The organism is Tistrella mobilis, assembly GCF_041468085.1.
Lineage (GTDB): Bacteria > Pseudomonadota > Alphaproteobacteria > Tistrellales > Tistrellaceae > Tistrella > Tistrella mobilis_A.
In genome coordinates, this window is sequence record NZ_CP121017.1 from 4,761,057 (window position 1) to 4,776,066 (window position 15,010).

At 65.3% G+C, this 15,010-nt stretch carries 14 protein-coding genes; 9 read left to right on the plus strand and 5 right to left on the minus strand.

Annotated elements, in window-relative coordinates; translation table 11 throughout:
* Positions 1 to 293: 293 nt before the first annotated feature.
* The 3 genes from P7L68_RS27115 (at position 294) to P7L68_RS27125 (ending at position 3,362) form a co-directional block, all read left to right on the plus strand.
* Positions 294 to 1,412 (plus strand): porin, encoded by a 1,119-nt coding sequence (locus tag P7L68_RS27115; protein WP_372002996.1) that lies wholly within the window; start codon positions 294 to 296, stop codon positions 1,410 to 1,412.
* A gap of 190 nt (positions 1,413 to 1,602) precedes the next feature.
* Positions 1,603 to 2,499, plus strand: a complete 897-nt coding sequence (locus P7L68_RS27120; RefSeq protein WP_372002998.1) for a sulfotransferase domain-containing protein — start codon at positions 1,603 to 1,605, stop codon at positions 2,497 to 2,499.
* Complete coding sequence (locus P7L68_RS27125; protein WP_372003000.1) at positions 2,496 to 3,362, plus strand: class I SAM-dependent methyltransferase; 867 nt, start codon at positions 2,496 to 2,498, stop codon at positions 3,360 to 3,362. Before P7L68_RS27120 ends, P7L68_RS27125 begins: the two co-directional genes overlap by 4 nt.
* A 27-nt stretch (positions 3,363 to 3,389) precedes the next feature.
* On the opposite strand, the gene P7L68_RS27130 is transcribed toward P7L68_RS27125, so the two are convergent.
* Positions 3,390 to 3,926, minus strand: a complete 537-nt coding sequence (locus P7L68_RS27130) for a thiamine phosphate synthase (RefSeq protein ID WP_372003001.1) — start codon at positions 3,924 to 3,926, stop codon at positions 3,390 to 3,392.
* A gap of 146 nt (positions 3,927 to 4,072) precedes the next feature.
* Between P7L68_RS27130 and P7L68_RS27135 the strand changes: the two genes are divergently transcribed.
* The gene (locus P7L68_RS27135; RefSeq protein WP_372003003.1) at positions 4,073 to 4,759 is read left to right on the plus strand and encodes a YggS family pyridoxal phosphate-dependent enzyme; all 687 of its coding nucleotides are present in this window, start codon (positions 4,073 to 4,075) and stop codon (positions 4,757 to 4,759) included.
* Positions 4,760 to 4,763: 4 nt separating this feature from the next.
* Here the strand turns inward: P7L68_RS27135 and P7L68_RS27140 are convergent, their stop codons facing one another.
* From P7L68_RS27140 to nth, 3 genes are all read right to left on the minus strand, one after another.
* Positions 4,764 to 5,276 carry a L,D-transpeptidase gene (locus tag P7L68_RS27140; protein ID WP_372003005.1) on the minus strand — a complete coding sequence of 171 codons (513 nt, stop codon included), beginning with the start codon at positions 5,274 to 5,276 and terminating at the stop codon, positions 4,764 to 4,766.
* 93 nt (positions 5,277 to 5,369) lie between these two features.
* Positions 5,370 to 6,635 carry a hypothetical protein gene (locus tag P7L68_RS27145; RefSeq protein WP_372003007.1) on the minus strand — a complete coding sequence of 422 codons (1,266 nt, stop codon included), beginning with the start codon at positions 6,633 to 6,635 and terminating at the stop codon, positions 5,370 to 5,372.
* A 243-nt stretch (positions 6,636 to 6,878) separates the two neighbouring features.
* Positions 6,879 to 7,529, minus strand: a complete 651-nt coding sequence (nth, locus tag P7L68_RS27150) for an endonuclease III (RefSeq protein ID WP_372003008.1) — start codon at positions 7,527 to 7,529, stop codon at positions 6,879 to 6,881.
* Between the two features lie 126 nt (positions 7,530 to 7,655).
* Here nth and P7L68_RS27155 point away from each other — a divergent pair, with 126 nt between their 5' ends.
* The 5 genes from P7L68_RS27155 (at position 7,656) to P7L68_RS27175 (ending at position 14,188) form a co-directional block, all read left to right on the plus strand.
* Positions 7,656 to 8,204, plus strand: a complete 549-nt coding sequence (locus tag P7L68_RS27155) for a DUF2244 domain-containing protein (RefSeq protein WP_372003010.1) — start codon at positions 7,656 to 7,658, stop codon at positions 8,202 to 8,204.
* A 781-nt stretch (positions 8,205 to 8,985) separates the two neighbouring features.
* On the plus strand, positions 8,986 to 9,615 hold the full coding sequence (locus P7L68_RS27160; protein ID WP_372003012.1) for a DUF2335 domain-containing protein: 630 nt from the start codon (positions 8,986 to 8,988) through the stop codon (positions 9,613 to 9,615).
* A gap of 1,383 nt (positions 9,616 to 10,998) precedes the next feature.
* Entirely contained in the window at positions 10,999 to 12,612 is a 1,614-nt protein-coding gene (locus P7L68_RS27165) for a YifB family Mg chelatase-like AAA ATPase (protein WP_372003014.1), read from the plus strand.
* A gap of 18 nt (positions 12,613 to 12,630) precedes the next feature.
* Entirely contained in the window at positions 12,631 to 13,311 is a 681-nt protein-coding gene (locus tag P7L68_RS27170) for a helix-turn-helix domain-containing protein (RefSeq protein ID WP_372003016.1), read from the plus strand.
* 115 nt (positions 13,312 to 13,426) lie between these two features.
* Positions 13,427 to 14,188, plus strand: a complete 762-nt coding sequence (locus P7L68_RS27175) for an enoyl-CoA hydratase/isomerase family protein (protein ID WP_372003018.1) — start codon at positions 13,427 to 13,429, stop codon at positions 14,186 to 14,188.
* 63 nt (positions 14,189 to 14,251) lie between these two features.
* Here the strand turns inward: P7L68_RS27175 and P7L68_RS27180 are convergent, their stop codons facing one another.
* On the minus strand, positions 14,252 to 14,908 hold the full coding sequence (locus tag P7L68_RS27180; RefSeq protein ID WP_372003020.1) for a type 1 glutamine amidotransferase domain-containing protein: 657 nt from the start codon (positions 14,906 to 14,908) through the stop codon (positions 14,252 to 14,254).
* Positions 14,909 to 15,010: the final 102 nt, after the last annotated feature.

Genomic DNA, 15,010 nt, shown 5'->3' on the forward strand with positions numbered 1-15,010 from the left:
CCGCGGAATCCGGCACGGAATGCCGCACTGCAACGGTATACCGTTCGCGCCTGCGCTATGTGGCATTGGTGACACAGTGCGCGTCAACCGACACATCGGCGATCCCGGTTTCTTGACGACCCTCACCAGCCCGCGTTTATTTGGTGCGTCTCATGTGACGATGATCACGAAAACCCCGGGAGCGGGTGACGAAGATCACGTCCATCAAGCATCAGCCTTCGGGAGCACGGGCCCCGTCGGTGTATCGTCCGGGCAACACCGCCGGGCGACCTCGATCGAGAGTGAGGGAGAGCATGAAGAAGATTCTCATCGGCACCACGGCACTCGTCGCCGTCGGCCTCATCGCCGGCCAGGCTTCGGCGGCGGAGAAGATCAAGCTGGGTCTGGGCGGCTACTATCAGTCGTTCTTCAAGATCACCGACCAGGACGAGGTCAACGGCGTCGAGTACCGCTCCGACGAGATGGTTCAGGAAGGCGAAATCTTCTTCCTGGGCGAGACCGTCCTCGACAACGGCCTGAAGGTCGGCGTGCAGGTGCAGCTCGAGGGCTACACCACCGGTGACCAGATCGACGAGCACTATGTCTACTTCGACGGCTCGTGGGGCCGCGTGCTGCTGGGTGCCGAGAACTCGGCCCCGTATCTGATGCACTATGCCGCGCCGACCGCGATCGCCGGCCATGGCGTGTCGTCGCCGAACTTCTTCAACTTCTCGACCGGCACCAACCTCGCCGGCCGCGTTGGTCAGGCGCCGAGCACCCTGATCAACAACACCTCGGACGCCAACAAGCTGACCTACTTCACCCCGCGCATGGCCGGCTTCCAGCTCGGTCTGTCGTACACCCCGACCGTGAAGGCGGGTGTCGCGGCCGGCCAGAACGGCAGCGGCGGCGGTTGGTCGGGCTCCTATGGCAACACGGCTGACAACCAGCCCGGTCAGCAGGAGCAGATCGTCGAAATCGGTCTGAACTACGTCAACAAGCTGGGCCCGGTCGATCTGGCCGTGTCGGGTGGCTACCTGAAGGGCAGCCAGGAAGTCGACACCGCTGGCTTTGACGACCTGCAGGTCTGGAGCCTGGGCCTGAATGTCGGCTTCTCGGGCTTCACCTTCGGCGGTTCGTATGTGAACGACAACCGCGGCCTCGACGGCAACAACGACATCACCGGCTGGGACGTCGGCCTGGTCTATGCCTTCGGCCCCTACAAGGTCGGCGCGGCCTATGCCAACCATCAGCGTGAGTTCGACGTTGGTGGCGACGACGAGATCAAGTTCTACGAGATCGGTGGTTCGTACGCGATGGGCCCGGGCATCAGCCTGAATGCGGGCGTGCAGTTCCTCGATGCCGACAGCGACCGCGTTTCGGCTCGTCAGGACGGCACCTCGTTCCTGGTCGGTACCGCTCTCAGCTTCTGATCGGTGTCGCTCGGGCGGCCTTCGGGCCGGATGAGACGGGAAGGGCGGGTCTTCGGACCCGCCCTTTTCCGTATGTATCCTGTGCTTGTGACGCGGCTTTCTTTTGTCCGGCGCGGTTTTCGGCTATGGATTGGGGCTCGATGCCCGGCCGGCACGGTCTGCCGGCAGCCTTCAAGGGAGTCCCGCCGTCATGGGTGCGATCATCTGGCTCGCTTCCTATCCGAAATCGGGCAATACCTGGACGCGGGCGTTCCTGCACAACCTGCTGCGTGACGCCAAGGCGCCGGTTCATCCCGATCGTTTCGCCGATTTCTGCCTGGGCGAGAGCAAGCCCGAATGGTATCTGCGCTATCTGGACAAGCCCCTGTCGCAGGCGACCGAGCAGGAGATCATGAAGATCCGCCCGCTGGTCCATCGCGACATGACCCGGGCCTTTCCGGACAACGTCTTCGCCAAGACCCACAACATCCTGGCGGAGCGGGGCGGTTATCCGCTGATCAGCCTGAACCACACCGCCGGTGCCATCTATATCGTGCGCAACCCGTTGGACGTGGTCTCGTCGGTGGCCGACCATTTCGGTCTCGATATCGACGGGGCGATCGGCATGATGGCCACCGAGGGTGCCGTCACCGCCAATGACGACCGCAATGTCTTCGAGGTGCTCAGCACCTGGTCGCTGCATGTGAAGAGCTGGACCCAGGTGGCGAGCCCCGGCCTGCATGTCATGCGCTATGAAGACATGACCGACCGGCCGCTTCAGACCTTCCGCAAGCTGACCGACTTCCTGGGGCTGAAGCCCCCGCGGGAGCGGCTGGAACGGGCGATCCGCTTTTCCTCCTTCAAGATCCTGAAGCAGATGGAGGAACGCCACGGTTTCCGCGAACGCTCGGTCAATTCCAAGGCCTTCTTCCGCTCCGGCGGTGCCGGCAAATGGCGGGAGCGGCTGACATCCGATCAGATCCGCCGGATCATCGCCGATCATCACGAACAGATGGCGCGGTTCGGCTACATTCCCGCAGATTATGCCGATGCGGTTCCCGGTGCGGCCCTGCCGCAGCCGGCGGTCGCCGGCGAGGGGCCCCGATGAGCGAGCAGCGCGCCAGGCGTTTCGCATTGTCCACCGCACTCGGCTTCGGCAAGCGCGGCTATTTCATCCCGTACCGCTATGCCGAACAGGTGGAGGCGGTGAAGCCCAAGGGGCCGCATCCGGCCGCCGAGGCGCTGTTTCACGCCATGGAGCCGGTTTTCGGTGCGGTGCTGGATGCCGCGACCGATTATCGCGACGACCTGGCCCGGCTGGCGGGGGCCCGGCCGCCGGCACCGCGCTGGTCGCAGGACTGGTTCCCGCGGCTGGATGCGCTGGCCGCCTATACCATGGTGCGAGCGGCCCGGCCGCGGCGGATCATCGAGATCGGGTCGGGCCATTCCACCCGCTTCATCGCCCAGGCGTTGAAGGATGACGGCCATGGCGCCGAGATGACCGCGATCGACCCCGAACCCCGGGCCGCGATCGACGAACTGGGCATCCGGCTGATCCGCAAGCCGATGCAGAGCGTGCCGCTGAGGGAGTTCGCGGTGCTGGAGGCCGGCGACATGCTGGTCGTCGACAGCAGCCATATCCTGATGCCGGGCAGCGATGTCGACGTGGTGTTGAACCGCATCCTGCCGATGCTGCCCAAGGGCGTGCTGGTCCATTTCCACGACATCTTCCTGCCCGACGGCTATCCGCAGAGCTGGGCCTGGCGCGGCTATAACGAGCAGCCGGCCGTTGCCGCCCTGCTGTTCACCGGCGGCTACAAGCCGCTCTTCGCCAGCCGCTATGTCGCAACCCGGATGACCGGGCGGGTGCAGAACGGCATTGCCGGCGGGCTGCCGCTGCTGGAAGGTGCCTATGAATCCAGCCTCTGGCTGGAAAAGCTGGTCGACGCGGCGGTTGCTCCGCCCGAGTAGTCAGGCCAGGTAGTCAGGCCCAACCAGTCAGGCCGGCTTGAAAGCGTCGATGGCGGCAAAACCCGCCAGGTTGCGGCAGGGGGAAAGCTGCCGCAACCGGCTGCGGTCCATGCCGCCCAGCGCGACCACCGGCCGGTCGGCCTGCCGGGCGAGCGCCCGGAAGCGGAGCGGCCCCAGCACCCTGGCCCCCGGATGGCTGCGGGTCGGCAGCACGGGAGAGATCAGCAGCAGCTCTGCGCCCCGCCGCCGGGCCCGGACAAGATCCCGGCGGTCATGGACGGCGGCGCTGGCCGGCAAGGGGCGCGGCAGGCGGCGGATCTCGGGTCGGCGCAGCCGGTGGCCGGGCAGGTGCTGCCCGTCGGCACCAAGTGCAAGGGCCAGGCGACGATCGCCCGCGATCAGCAGCCCGATGCCCCGCGCCCGGGTCAGCCGTCGCCACAGCCGGCCGAGGGCCGGCCGGTCGGGGGCGCCGTAGTCGCGGAAGATCACCAGATCGCCGCGCTTAAGGCCGGTCAGCAGGGCCGGGCGGGGTGGTCCCTGCCGGTTCCGGTCGGTGATCAGCACCGCGATCCCGCGCGGGCCCGGCCGCTGAGAGTTGAGAAGCCCGCCGCCTCGGCTATGATGGCGCCCCATATCGCATCTGCCCGATCCGAAGGGTGGAGGCGGGGTACCGCCCCGCCGGTGATCCGTTCCGAGGGAGCCCGAGCCCCATGACCGACGTCAAGGCAAACCTCGCCCAGGTCCGGGCGGAGATCGATCGCGCCGCCCGCGATGCCGGCCGCGATCCTGCGGCGGTGACCCTGGTGGCGGTCTCCAAAACCCATGACGCGCCGGCCATCCTGCCGGCGATCGAGGCCGGCCAGCGGGTTTTCGGGGAAAACCGGGTGCAGGAAGCGGCCGGCAAATGGCCGGCCCTGCGCGAGCGTTTCCCCGATCTGGAGCTGCATCTGATCGGCCCGCTGCAGACCAACAAGCTGCGCGAGGCGCTGGCGCTGTTCGATGTGATCCAGAGCGTCGACCGCCCGAAGCTTGCCCGGATGCTGGCCGAAGAAGGGGCCAGGGCCGGCCGGCTGCCCCGGCTGCTGGTGCAGGTGAACACGGGTGAAGAGCCGCAGAAGGCGGGTGTGCTGCCCGCCGATCTGGACGGGTTCCTGCGGGAATGCCGCGAGGATCTGGGCCTGATCGTCGACGGGCTGATGTGCATCCCGCCGGTCGACGACCAGCCGGCACCGCATTTCGCCCTGCTGGCCGACATGGCGGCGGCCCATGGTCTTAAGCTGCTCAGCATGGGGATGAGCGGCGACTACCCCATGGCCATCCGCCTGGGCGCCACCCATGTCCGCGTCGGCACCGCCATCTTCGGCCACCGCGACTATTCTGCCCCTGCCGCGGGGTGATCCTCTAGAATCTCGCGCTGATGGTCAGGGTGTCGCCCGGGCCTGCATCCGCCAGCACCCGCACCAGATCTTCCATCGCCAGCGCCACGCAGCCCTCAGTGCCGGAGAAATCCGGCCGGGCGACATGCATAAAGATGGCGCTGCCACGCCCCGGCACCACCGGGGCATCGTTCCAGCCCAGCACCGCGATCAGGTCGTAGACATGGTCGTCGCGCCACAGCCGTTCATGGCGGGCGGGGAAGGGCAGGTCGACGGGCTTGTTGTACCAGGGGTTTTCAGGATCGTCGCACCAGCCGTCCTCAGGACGGATCGCCTGGACGGGCAGGCGGGTGCGTGGGGCCTCGATCCGGTCGGCGCGATACAGTACGCGCCGGATCGGCAGCGTGCCGATCGGTGTCGCGCCATCGCCTTCGCGCTTAGCGACGGTGATGCCGTTACGGCCGATGGCCACCGGCAGGCGCTCGTCCCGCCACCAGAAGCGGAACCGGGCGAGAAGGGGATCGTATCGAACCAACATGGACCCAGTCTGCCACGGCTCCGCCGGGCCCGTGAAGGCCACCGGGCCCCTGACGCGGATTTGTCACGCCGCCGATCGCCTGGTGAGGGCCGATTACAAGTTCCTTGAGACCGTCGCGCCCTTGCCCTGGCCGGCGCGCATCTGGGCCTGATAGCGGTCCAGCGCCTGGTTCATCCGCGCGGCGAAATCATCGAGCGGGATCGGGCCGGTCTCGGCGGCATCCGTGCCGGCGGCATTCATCTCGCGCAGCTGGGCTGCCCGTGCGGCATCGGTTGCCGTCCTGTCGTCCTGCTGTTCACGACCGCGTGGCGGGGTCGTGCGCGCGGCATAGGCTGAGGCACCCGGGGCCGATACCGGCGGGGCCGGCTTACGGGCGGTGGGGCCGTCGACGCCCATGAAGGCGGCTGCCGGGATGATCCGTCCCATCTCGGTATTGCCGCCGGCACTGCCGCCCGGCAGATCGGCGAGCGGCGTGCTGCCGGCGCCGCCTGCCGGTACGCTCTGGCGCAGCATGGCCTCGATCTCGCGCTCGCTGGGCCGGCCGTTGCGGCCGCGGGCGGTGGAGAGGTCGTTCGCTGCCAGGCGCTCCTCGGCCGGGGTGGTGGTGGTGCGGGTCTGCGCTGCCCGCGGCGCCCGGTCGGCGGTGGCGGCGATCGATGCCTGCGCCCCGGAGGATGCCTGCGCCCCGGAGGTCTGGGGCCCACCGCCGGCTGCCCCGTCGGCTGGCTGGTTGCCATTCGCCGCCGCCGGTGCCGGCGCGCCGAAGGCCCCCAGCAGGGCGGCGAACTGGGCCTCGCTCATCCCCTGATCGCCATCCGTGACGGGAATGTCCTTCGCGCCCACCGGCTTGCCCGCCGGCGCGGCGAGCGAGGCGATCTGGGAGCCGGCGACCCGTGCGCCGTCGTCGGCGGCGCTCTCCACCCGGCCGGAGGCGGCATCGGCTGCGGCCAGTGCCGTGCCGCCGGTATCCTCGTCTTCGCCGATCAGCGCTGCCAGCGCCCGATCACCGGCGGTCTTGCCCGCGGCGTCCATGGTGGCGTTTTCCATCATCGCGCCGATCATGCCCACCGGCCCGCCGAAAGCGATGCCGCCGATCATCCGGGCACCGGGCGAGACGGTATCGCCTGTGAGCGCGCGATAGACCGTGCCTACCACCGGCAGCTGCTGCAGCGGGTTCACGATATCGAGCAGGTCGCCGAAGCTGAAGCCGTCTTCGCCCCAGAAGCCGGCGGGTTCCGCGTTCGCGGTCCGGGTCGTCCGGTCGGCCTCTGCGGTGTCGGTCGAAGACGTGCGCGCAGGTTCCCCGCCGGCCCAGGCGGGCGTGTCGTAGCGGTAACCGCGGGAAGCGTCGACGAGCATGGCAGAAACCCCGGGGGCGCCCTGGCCGGCTGGCCTGTCGGGCGGGCGGTCGTGGCGCGCGGACCGGCGCCGTCCCGGATGTCGAATTCAAGCATCGTGCCAGTCGCGAACCGGCCCACATCGCTCCGATCCGGGCAAAAACCTGCCGCAAGCCATTGATGGCTGACATCCTGCCGTTCGTGGCGCCCTGATCGGCCCGGCAGGAACTGCCGGGCGGCAGGCATTGCCCGGCGGGCCGTGCCGCTATGCGGAGACGGCCCCTCCCGGCGTCTTGTCCCTGTAACGGCAGAGATCGGCCACGATGCAGGCGGGGCAGTCGGGCCTGCGGGCCTTGCAGACATAGCGGCCGTGCAGGATCAGCCAGTGATGGGCGTGCAGGCGATAGTGTTTCGGCACGCGGCGCTCCAGCCCGCGCTCGACATCGAGCGGGGTTTTGCCGGGGGCAAGGCCGGTGCGGTTGCCGACCCGGAAGATATGGGTGTCGACCGCAATCGTCGGCTCGCCGAAGGCCACGTTCAACACCACATTCGCGGTCTTGCGGCCGACCCCGGGCAGGGCCTCAAGGGCGACACGGTCGCGCGGCACCTCACCCCCATGCTGCTCCACCAGAATGCGGCTGAGCGCGATGACGTTCTTCGCCTTGGCATTGAACAGGCCGATGGTCTTGATATGGGCGCGCAGGCCCTCTTCGCCCAGCTCCAGCATCTGGCCCGGGGTGAAAACCTGCTGGAACAGCAGCCGGGTCGCCTTGTTGACGCCGATATCGGTCGCCTGGGCAGACAGCACCACCGCCACCAGCAGCTGGTAGACGTTGCCATAGGCAAGCTCGGTCTCGGGCGCCGGATCGGCGGCGGAGAGCCGGCGGAAGAATTCTTCGACATCGGCGCGCTTCATGGACGCTGACGATAGCCGCTTGGGCAGGCCTTGGGAAGCGGCGGCCGCATCCACGGATCAACCTGTCCCAGGTCCCTGAAGAATAACGGCTTGGCGGGCCGCCCGGCCGCTCCATATACTGAACCCATGAGCCAGCCAGAGACCAGAGACGAGAGCCGGCCATCTTCCGACGGTCCGCTCATTTTCGATGCGCTGCTGACCCCCCATCGCTCCCTGCCGCCCAGCGGGTTCAGATGGGTGATGTTCGGCATCGCAGGCGTGCTCGCGCCCATGGGCATCTATTTCATGACCCTGGGCGCCTGGCCGGTCTTCGGCTTCTGCGGGCTTGAAATCCTGCTGATCTGGCTGGGCTTCCGCGCCAGCTATATCAGCGGCCGCGCGTTTGAGCGGCTGCACCTCACCCATGAACGGCTGCGGGTGGAACAGACCGACCATCGCGGCCGCACCCGCGCCCATGATTTTCAGCCCTACTGGCTGCGGGTGGAACTGGTGGAGCCCGATGCCGGCGAGGAAGACGGCTTCGGCCCGCGCGAACTCGCCCTCACCAGCCATGGCCGGCGGCTGATCATCGGCCATTTCCTGACGCCCGAGGAACGGCGCGACCTGGCCCGGGCGCTGGAAACCGCGCTGCACCGGGCCAGGATGCCGCAGCCGACGGAGACGCTGCTCGCCTGAGGTGAACTGATCGATAGTGTTCGCCCACGCTCGGTGCATATATATATTTTAAATAAATTTTCAGATATGAAGAGTCTTAATTGAGACACCAAGAATTAATTATTTCTAGAGTCCAAATATTTTTGACAAAAAATTTGCCAATTTATTCCCTGGGATTCGTTTTCATTTCCACCTCAACGCCATATGAGATATGCTCTGAAACCGTATTTAAACCCCAAGGCGCAAGGTGCTACGACACGGATTTGTTGCTGGTCAGCCTGTGTCGTTTCCGCCGCAAAAACGAAGCTTCAGGCGCTATGGATCTGGAAACCATGGCGTTTGCAACCATTTTCCGATGGCGTAGCTGGGCGCACTTCGATAACGTCCACTAGACAAACTCCATCGTGCTGAAGGGGGAAGAGCTTTAGCAGCTCAAGCTCACAGCCACTGCGTGTCTTCTAAAGCACGCCGATCTAAAAATAAGAGCTGACAAAGCCTTTCCTTATGCACTCATCGGCCAATGAATGGGAAAGTATGAGATGAATGCGATGCGCAAGAATCGTGACTACGCCATTTATGGTCAGATGCGTCCAGATCGGGAAGCGTCCTGGTTAGACAGCTTTAGTGCGTTGACCCTTGACTTTAGCCCTACTCCATCTAGCTCTTATCGTAGCGACGGGCTATTCGGCGATGCCGTAAAAATACGACAGGACGCTGACAAAGTTATGAAAAATGCTGTATTGCGTCACATATTGTCACGGTCGCAGAATTTCTAATTTGGAAATTTTTATGAGATAATTTCATGAACGAACGCACGCCGAATCCAGAAGACAGCGAGATGGCTGAGCGCTTGAACGAGGTCATCCGCCAGAACGCCATCTCGAAACTTAAAGATCTGAATTCTAATACGGTTAAATCTAACAACAGAGAAGCGCTCGCCCAGCTTGTTGCAGATGTGGCGAGCGATTCTCTGTTGGAAATCATTGAAATTTCAGAGATTGAGAAAAGCCACTACCATATGGGTCCTTTACCGGATCCGGCTACGCTTCGTGGATATGACGAGGTTGTTCCAGGATCGGCAGCGCAAATCGTTAATTCCCTTGCAGAAGAACAGCGGCATCGGCACAATTGGGAGAATAAGGCGCTATCCTCTGCTTCCAAAGAACGTGTAAGACGAGACTTAATTGCCAGTTTTCTTGCCTCTCTAGCCTTCGTGGCTGGCATATATCTTATATATCTAGGAAATTCATGGGAGGCAGTCGCTCTTATTTTAGGCGTCGTCTTGGGTGGCAGTGCTCTTTTTCTGGGTAGACAGATACTTGTCAGATTGGGACAAAATATTCTGGTAGAGAGCCAATCAAACCATGATCCCTTGAACTCTAATGGTCGCAGGGAAAATATAAAATCCCAGAAAAAAATTCGAAAAAAATAGTCGATCTGAATTTACGAATATTTCGAATCCCCGGTTTTTCCAGCCGTCAGATTGACAAAGCTACCGCTTAAGAAAATGGGCGGATTTGAAAATCAGCCTGCGCCCAAGCCGTAGATATCCGCTGCATAATCTGAAAAATTATTTACCCTTGCACAAAAAAGGTGTGAAAGCCAAGCCGCCGTCCCGTCTCGAAATGGATCAGCACCGAGAAATACATCTGGCCAGAGCGGGCTGATTATCACTCTGGCGCCAGGGAGCTTGCAACATCTTCGCTGTCAACAGGCCTAGCGCCGACAGGCCACGAGGCAGACTTGGCCACATCCCGACAGGGTACCGGTCGCCTTGAGAGATGGGCGAGCGGAAAACCGATAGACGACGCCTGATCAACGCCGCCAACTCGGAGCGGCTGCCCTGTCGACGACACTTCTGCGGCCTAAAAAGCCTCAACCATGCCGCGTGACGTTTCACGAGCCCGGCCGATGATGACTCCGACGTCGGTCACCACGCAGGGATGTTACCCGACCCCTACCGCAATGGCTGGCAATTGCCCCAAATTATCAGCTCATTTCTTGACGCCCGAGGAACGGCGCGACCTGGCCCGGGCGCTGGAAACCGCGCTGCACCGGGCCAGGATGCCGCAGCCGACGGAGACGCTGCTCGCCTGAGCATGCAGTGTCTGCAGCAGCCTGACTGCCCAAGGCGATTCCCGAGTATTGCGACGCTGAAACGTGTCGCTCTATTTAAAAATTTCGGCAGACAAAACATGGGCCGCCTCCCCGGCGCCGATCCCACGCAACCTTTGCGGCATAAGTCCTTCTAAAACTACCGGGTGATAAGACAAAATGCCGCGAGCCGCGTATGATCACATGGAAGATTATTCGCCGGGCTTGATGTGTCGTATATTTTTTCGGGACTGCCGTTTCGCGCATGATATACGAAGAGAGCTCAATATGGGTTGAAGTTTAACGAGGCTGCGCAGCCTTCAATTTTCAACCCAAACCGTGAAGCCACTTGAACGGGTTCATTCTTCATACTTAACCGCCTCAGCCGAGCGAAATTCTTCTCATAGAAGTAAATTATCAATAATTTACTCGTTATAGTAGTCGCGTGTCTCCAGTTACACGTCAAGGTATTTATGCTTGTGTATGAACACGCATTAGCTGTAAATGACTCTGATAGCTTCGTTTTATCCCCATGATTATTGACGAAATCATGGTGGTCGACTAACGATCAGGTAGAACAGAGTCTGAAGAAAGCCAACACGCCACCCGCCGATGGCGTGTCGCGAAGGGGTTCGTGCGTGCGGACGTTGTGGACAGATCCACCGACCCGGATCGACAGATGCACCGATGGCCTCCCGGCCGGAAACCGGGGGCGACGCCGTTGACCGCGCGCGTCGATACCATCGCGCTGACCGGCATCCGGGCAGTCCCCGTCGAGGTTCAGGTGGCGATCTCGGCCGGGCTGCCGGCCTTTGCCGTGGTCGGTCTGGGCGACAAGGCGGTGACGGAAGCACGGGAACGGGTGCGTGCGGCGCTCGGCCGGCTGGGGCTGACCCTGCCGGCGAAGCGTATCCTGGTCAATCTGGCGCCGGCGGGTCTGGCCAAGGAAGGCTCGCATTACGATCTGCCGATCGCGCTCGCCCTGATGCTCGGCATCGGCGCCCTGCCGTCAGGGGTGTTGGACGGCCATCTGGCCCTGGGCGAACTGGCGTTGGACGGCACGCTTGCCGCGGTGGCCGGCGTGCTGCCGGCAGCCGTTCTTGCGGCGGAAACCGGCCGGCGGATCATCTGCCCGGCCGCATCGTCGGAAGAGGCGGCCTGGGCGGGCGATCGCCATGCGGTGATCGCGGCCCCCGATCTGCTGGGCCTGTTGGGCCATCTGACCGGGCGCAGCACGCTGCCGACACCGCCGGAACCCCGGCTGGAGGGGGAACCGTCCCTGCCCGACATGGCCGACATCCGCGGCCAGCCGGTGGCACGGCGGGCGCTGGAGATCGCCGCGGCCGGCCGCCACAATCTGCTGATGATCGGCCCGCCCGGTGCCGGAAAATCCATGCTGGCCCGGCGCCTGCCCGGCCTGCTGCCGCCGCTGGCCCCGGCGGAATCACTGGATCTGTGCCTGATCGAAAGCGTGGCCGGCCGCGGGCAGGTGCGGCCGCGGATCAGCCGGCCGTTCCGCGACCCGCATCATTCGGCATCGGCCGCAGCCCTGGTCGGCGGCGGCAACCGCGCCCGCCCGGGCGAAATCAGCCTGGCCCATGGCGGCGTGCTGTTCCTGGACGAGCTGCCGGAATTCGCCCGGCCGACGCTGGAAGCCCTGCGCCAGCCGGTGGAAAGCGGTGAGGCCGTGGTGTCGCGGGCGGCCTTGCATGTGTCCTATCCGGCGCGCGTACAGCTGCTGGCGGCGATGAATCCCTGCCGTTGCGGCCATGTCGCCGACCCGATGCTGGCCTGCAACCGCGCGCCGCGCTGTGCGGCGGATTATCAGAACCGCCTCTCCGGCCCGCTTCTCGACCGCTTCGACATGACGATCGAACTGGCGCCGACACCGCCGGCCGCGATTCTGGCCCACGGGCCGGGAGAGGCAAGCGCCCCGATCCGGGCGCGGGTGCTGGCGGCGCGCGCCCGTGCCGATGCCCGCAATCGCGGGCTCGCCGGGCTGGACGAGGCTCCGGCCCATCTGCGCCGGCCGATGACCAATGCCGAGCTGGAAGGCACGGCCCTTGATCAGGCGGCCGCACTCGACGGACCGGCGCGGGAATTGATGCTGCGCGCATCGGAACGGCTTCGTCTGTCGGCACGGGGCGTGACCCGGGTTCTGCGGGTTGCGCTGACCATCGCCGATCTGGCCGGCCGCGAGCGGATCGGCCGCACCCAATTGAGCGAGGCGCTGGCCTATCGCCGCCCGCCCGGCCCGGCGGCAGGGCTGCGCACCGCCGGGCAGCCCCATGATCGTGGTGGTCCGAACGCCCGGCCCTCCCATCCTCCACAGTGACCAACGGACCCCTTGGCCATGACCGACGACAACCAGCATGACGGCCCGAAGCGCCACACCAAGCCGACGCAAAAGGGCACGGAGCCCCAGAAGGGCGTACCGGCAGAAAAGAGCCCGGGCGGTGGATCGGGGGGCCCGTTGATCGCGGAAGGCGGCGTGCCCGACTGGCCGCCGGTCGAGCCCGCGCAAATCGATCCGGAAATCCGGTCGGCCAGCGCCCAGATGATCGATGCCCATGTCGGCGCGCGCCTGCTGGCCCTGCGCCAGATGCGCGAGATCAGCCAGCACCAGCTGGGCGAAGCCCTGGGCCTGACCTTTCAGCAGGTCCAGAAATACGAGCGCGGCCTGAACCGGATCAGCGCCGGCCGGCTGTACATCGCCGCTACCTTCCTGGGGGTGCCGGTCGCCTATTTCTTCGATGGTCTGCCGACCGGCACGGACCTGGAAGCCTGGCTGAGCGGCGACCAGCTGGCAGAGGCGCCTGCTACATTGTCGGCCGGCACACCGGTTACAACAGAAGATCGACAGCTTCAGGATCTGCTGGTTGCCTATGCCCGGATCGAGGATCCGGGGCGGCGGCAGGCGCTGGCGGCGGCCGTGCAGAACATCGCCGACGCCTGCGATGGTGTCGTGGGGGGCGAGGGGCGCCGTTCCCCCTTGCGCCGCCGCCGCGGCCGGCCGCCCAAGAAGCGGGATTGAGCGGACGATACCGGCGGGGACGGCGGCGTCATCCTGGAGGCTTGATCCGGGGCGGGCTTCGATCAACCATGCGTCGATCAGCCCCATGCCATTCCAGCCCGAAAGGACCTGCCGGATGATCGAGACCGCCCGCCTGGAGATTGCGGGGCCACGCGCCACCCTGACCCTGACCCGGCCGGCCAAGCGCAATGCGCTGCTGATGCGCGAGATCCCGGCAGTGATCGGGCTGATCGATCAGGCAGAAGCCACGCGCGGCGTGCGGGTGATGGTGGTGACGGGCGAGGGCGGGACCTTCTGTTCCGGCGTCGCCTTCGACGATCTGGCCGGGGTGGACTGGACCGACAACCCGCTGGAAAAGCTGTGCGAACGGGTGGCCCGGGTGGCGGTACCCACGATCTGCGCCCTGAATGGCGGGGTCCATGGCGGCGGGGTGGATCTGGCGCTGGCCTGCGACATCCGCATCGGCACCCCCGCCAGCCGGGCGGTGGCGCCGCCGGCGCGAATCGGGGTGATGTATCACGTGACGGGGCTTGAGCGTTTCGTCGCCAGACTGGGCATCACCGCCGCCAAACGCCTGCTGGCCCTGGCCGAGCCGATGGAGGCCGACGAGCTGCTGCGCATCGGCTTTCTGGATCAGCTGGCCGGCGGGGAAGAGGGGGCGCTGGCCGCCGCGGTGGATGCCCATGCCGCCCGCATCGCCGGGCTGGCCCCGCAAACGGTGCGCAATTTCAAGCGCCTGCTGGACGATATCGCCGCCGGCCGGCTGGACCGCGCGGCGGCGGTGGCCGAAATCGGCGCCAGCTTCACCTCGGCCGAGGCCCGGGAAGGCTATGCCGCGCTGACGGAGAAGCGGGCGCCGGTCTATGACGATGTCTGACGGAAGCCGTATCTGACGGAAGTCGTATCTGACGGAAGTCGTATCTGACGGAAAGGCGGCGTCTTAAAGCGCGGCCAGCACCAGCCGCGCCACCTCGCCCGAGCTTTGCGGGTTCTGGCCGGTGATCAGCCGGCCGTCCTGCACGGCCTTCACATTCCAGTCGGCAGCGCCTTCATGCAGCGCGCCCAGCTGCGTCAGCCGGGTTTCGAGCAGGAAGGGCACGTTCCGGGTGCCGCCCACCGCCGCTTCCTCGCTGTCGGTGAAGGCCGCAAGCCGGCGCCCCTTCACGAAGGGCGTGCCGTCGGGGCGGCGCATGTCGCCGAACACCGCCGGCGCATGACAGACGGCGGCGACCAGCCGGCCGCTGTCGGCAAAGGCGAAGAGCAGATCGTGGAGGCGGCGATTGAACGGCATGTCGAACATGGTGCCATGGCCGCCGGGCAGATAGACGGCATCGAAGCCGCTGGTATCGATGCGGTCATAGGCCGGCGTGCTCTTCAGCGCCGCGATCGCCGGCGCCCAGGCCGTCGCCTGTTCGGGGGAGGGGGTGCTGCCCGGATCGACCGGCACATCGCCGCCGGCCACCGAGGTGACCGTGACCTCGTGCCCGGCTTCGGTGAAGGCCATATAGGGCACGGCATGTTCTTCCAGCCAGAGCCCGGTGGGCTTGCCGTCGAGCAGGCGGTCATGGCTGGTGAGGATAAACAGGATGCGGCTCATGGGGATCGGACCTCCATTGATGAGGGTGATGATCTGTCCTGGTCGATCCTTCAGGTGGCAGCGGCCTCAGGCGGATTCAAATTCGCGGTGCCGATGCCAGAT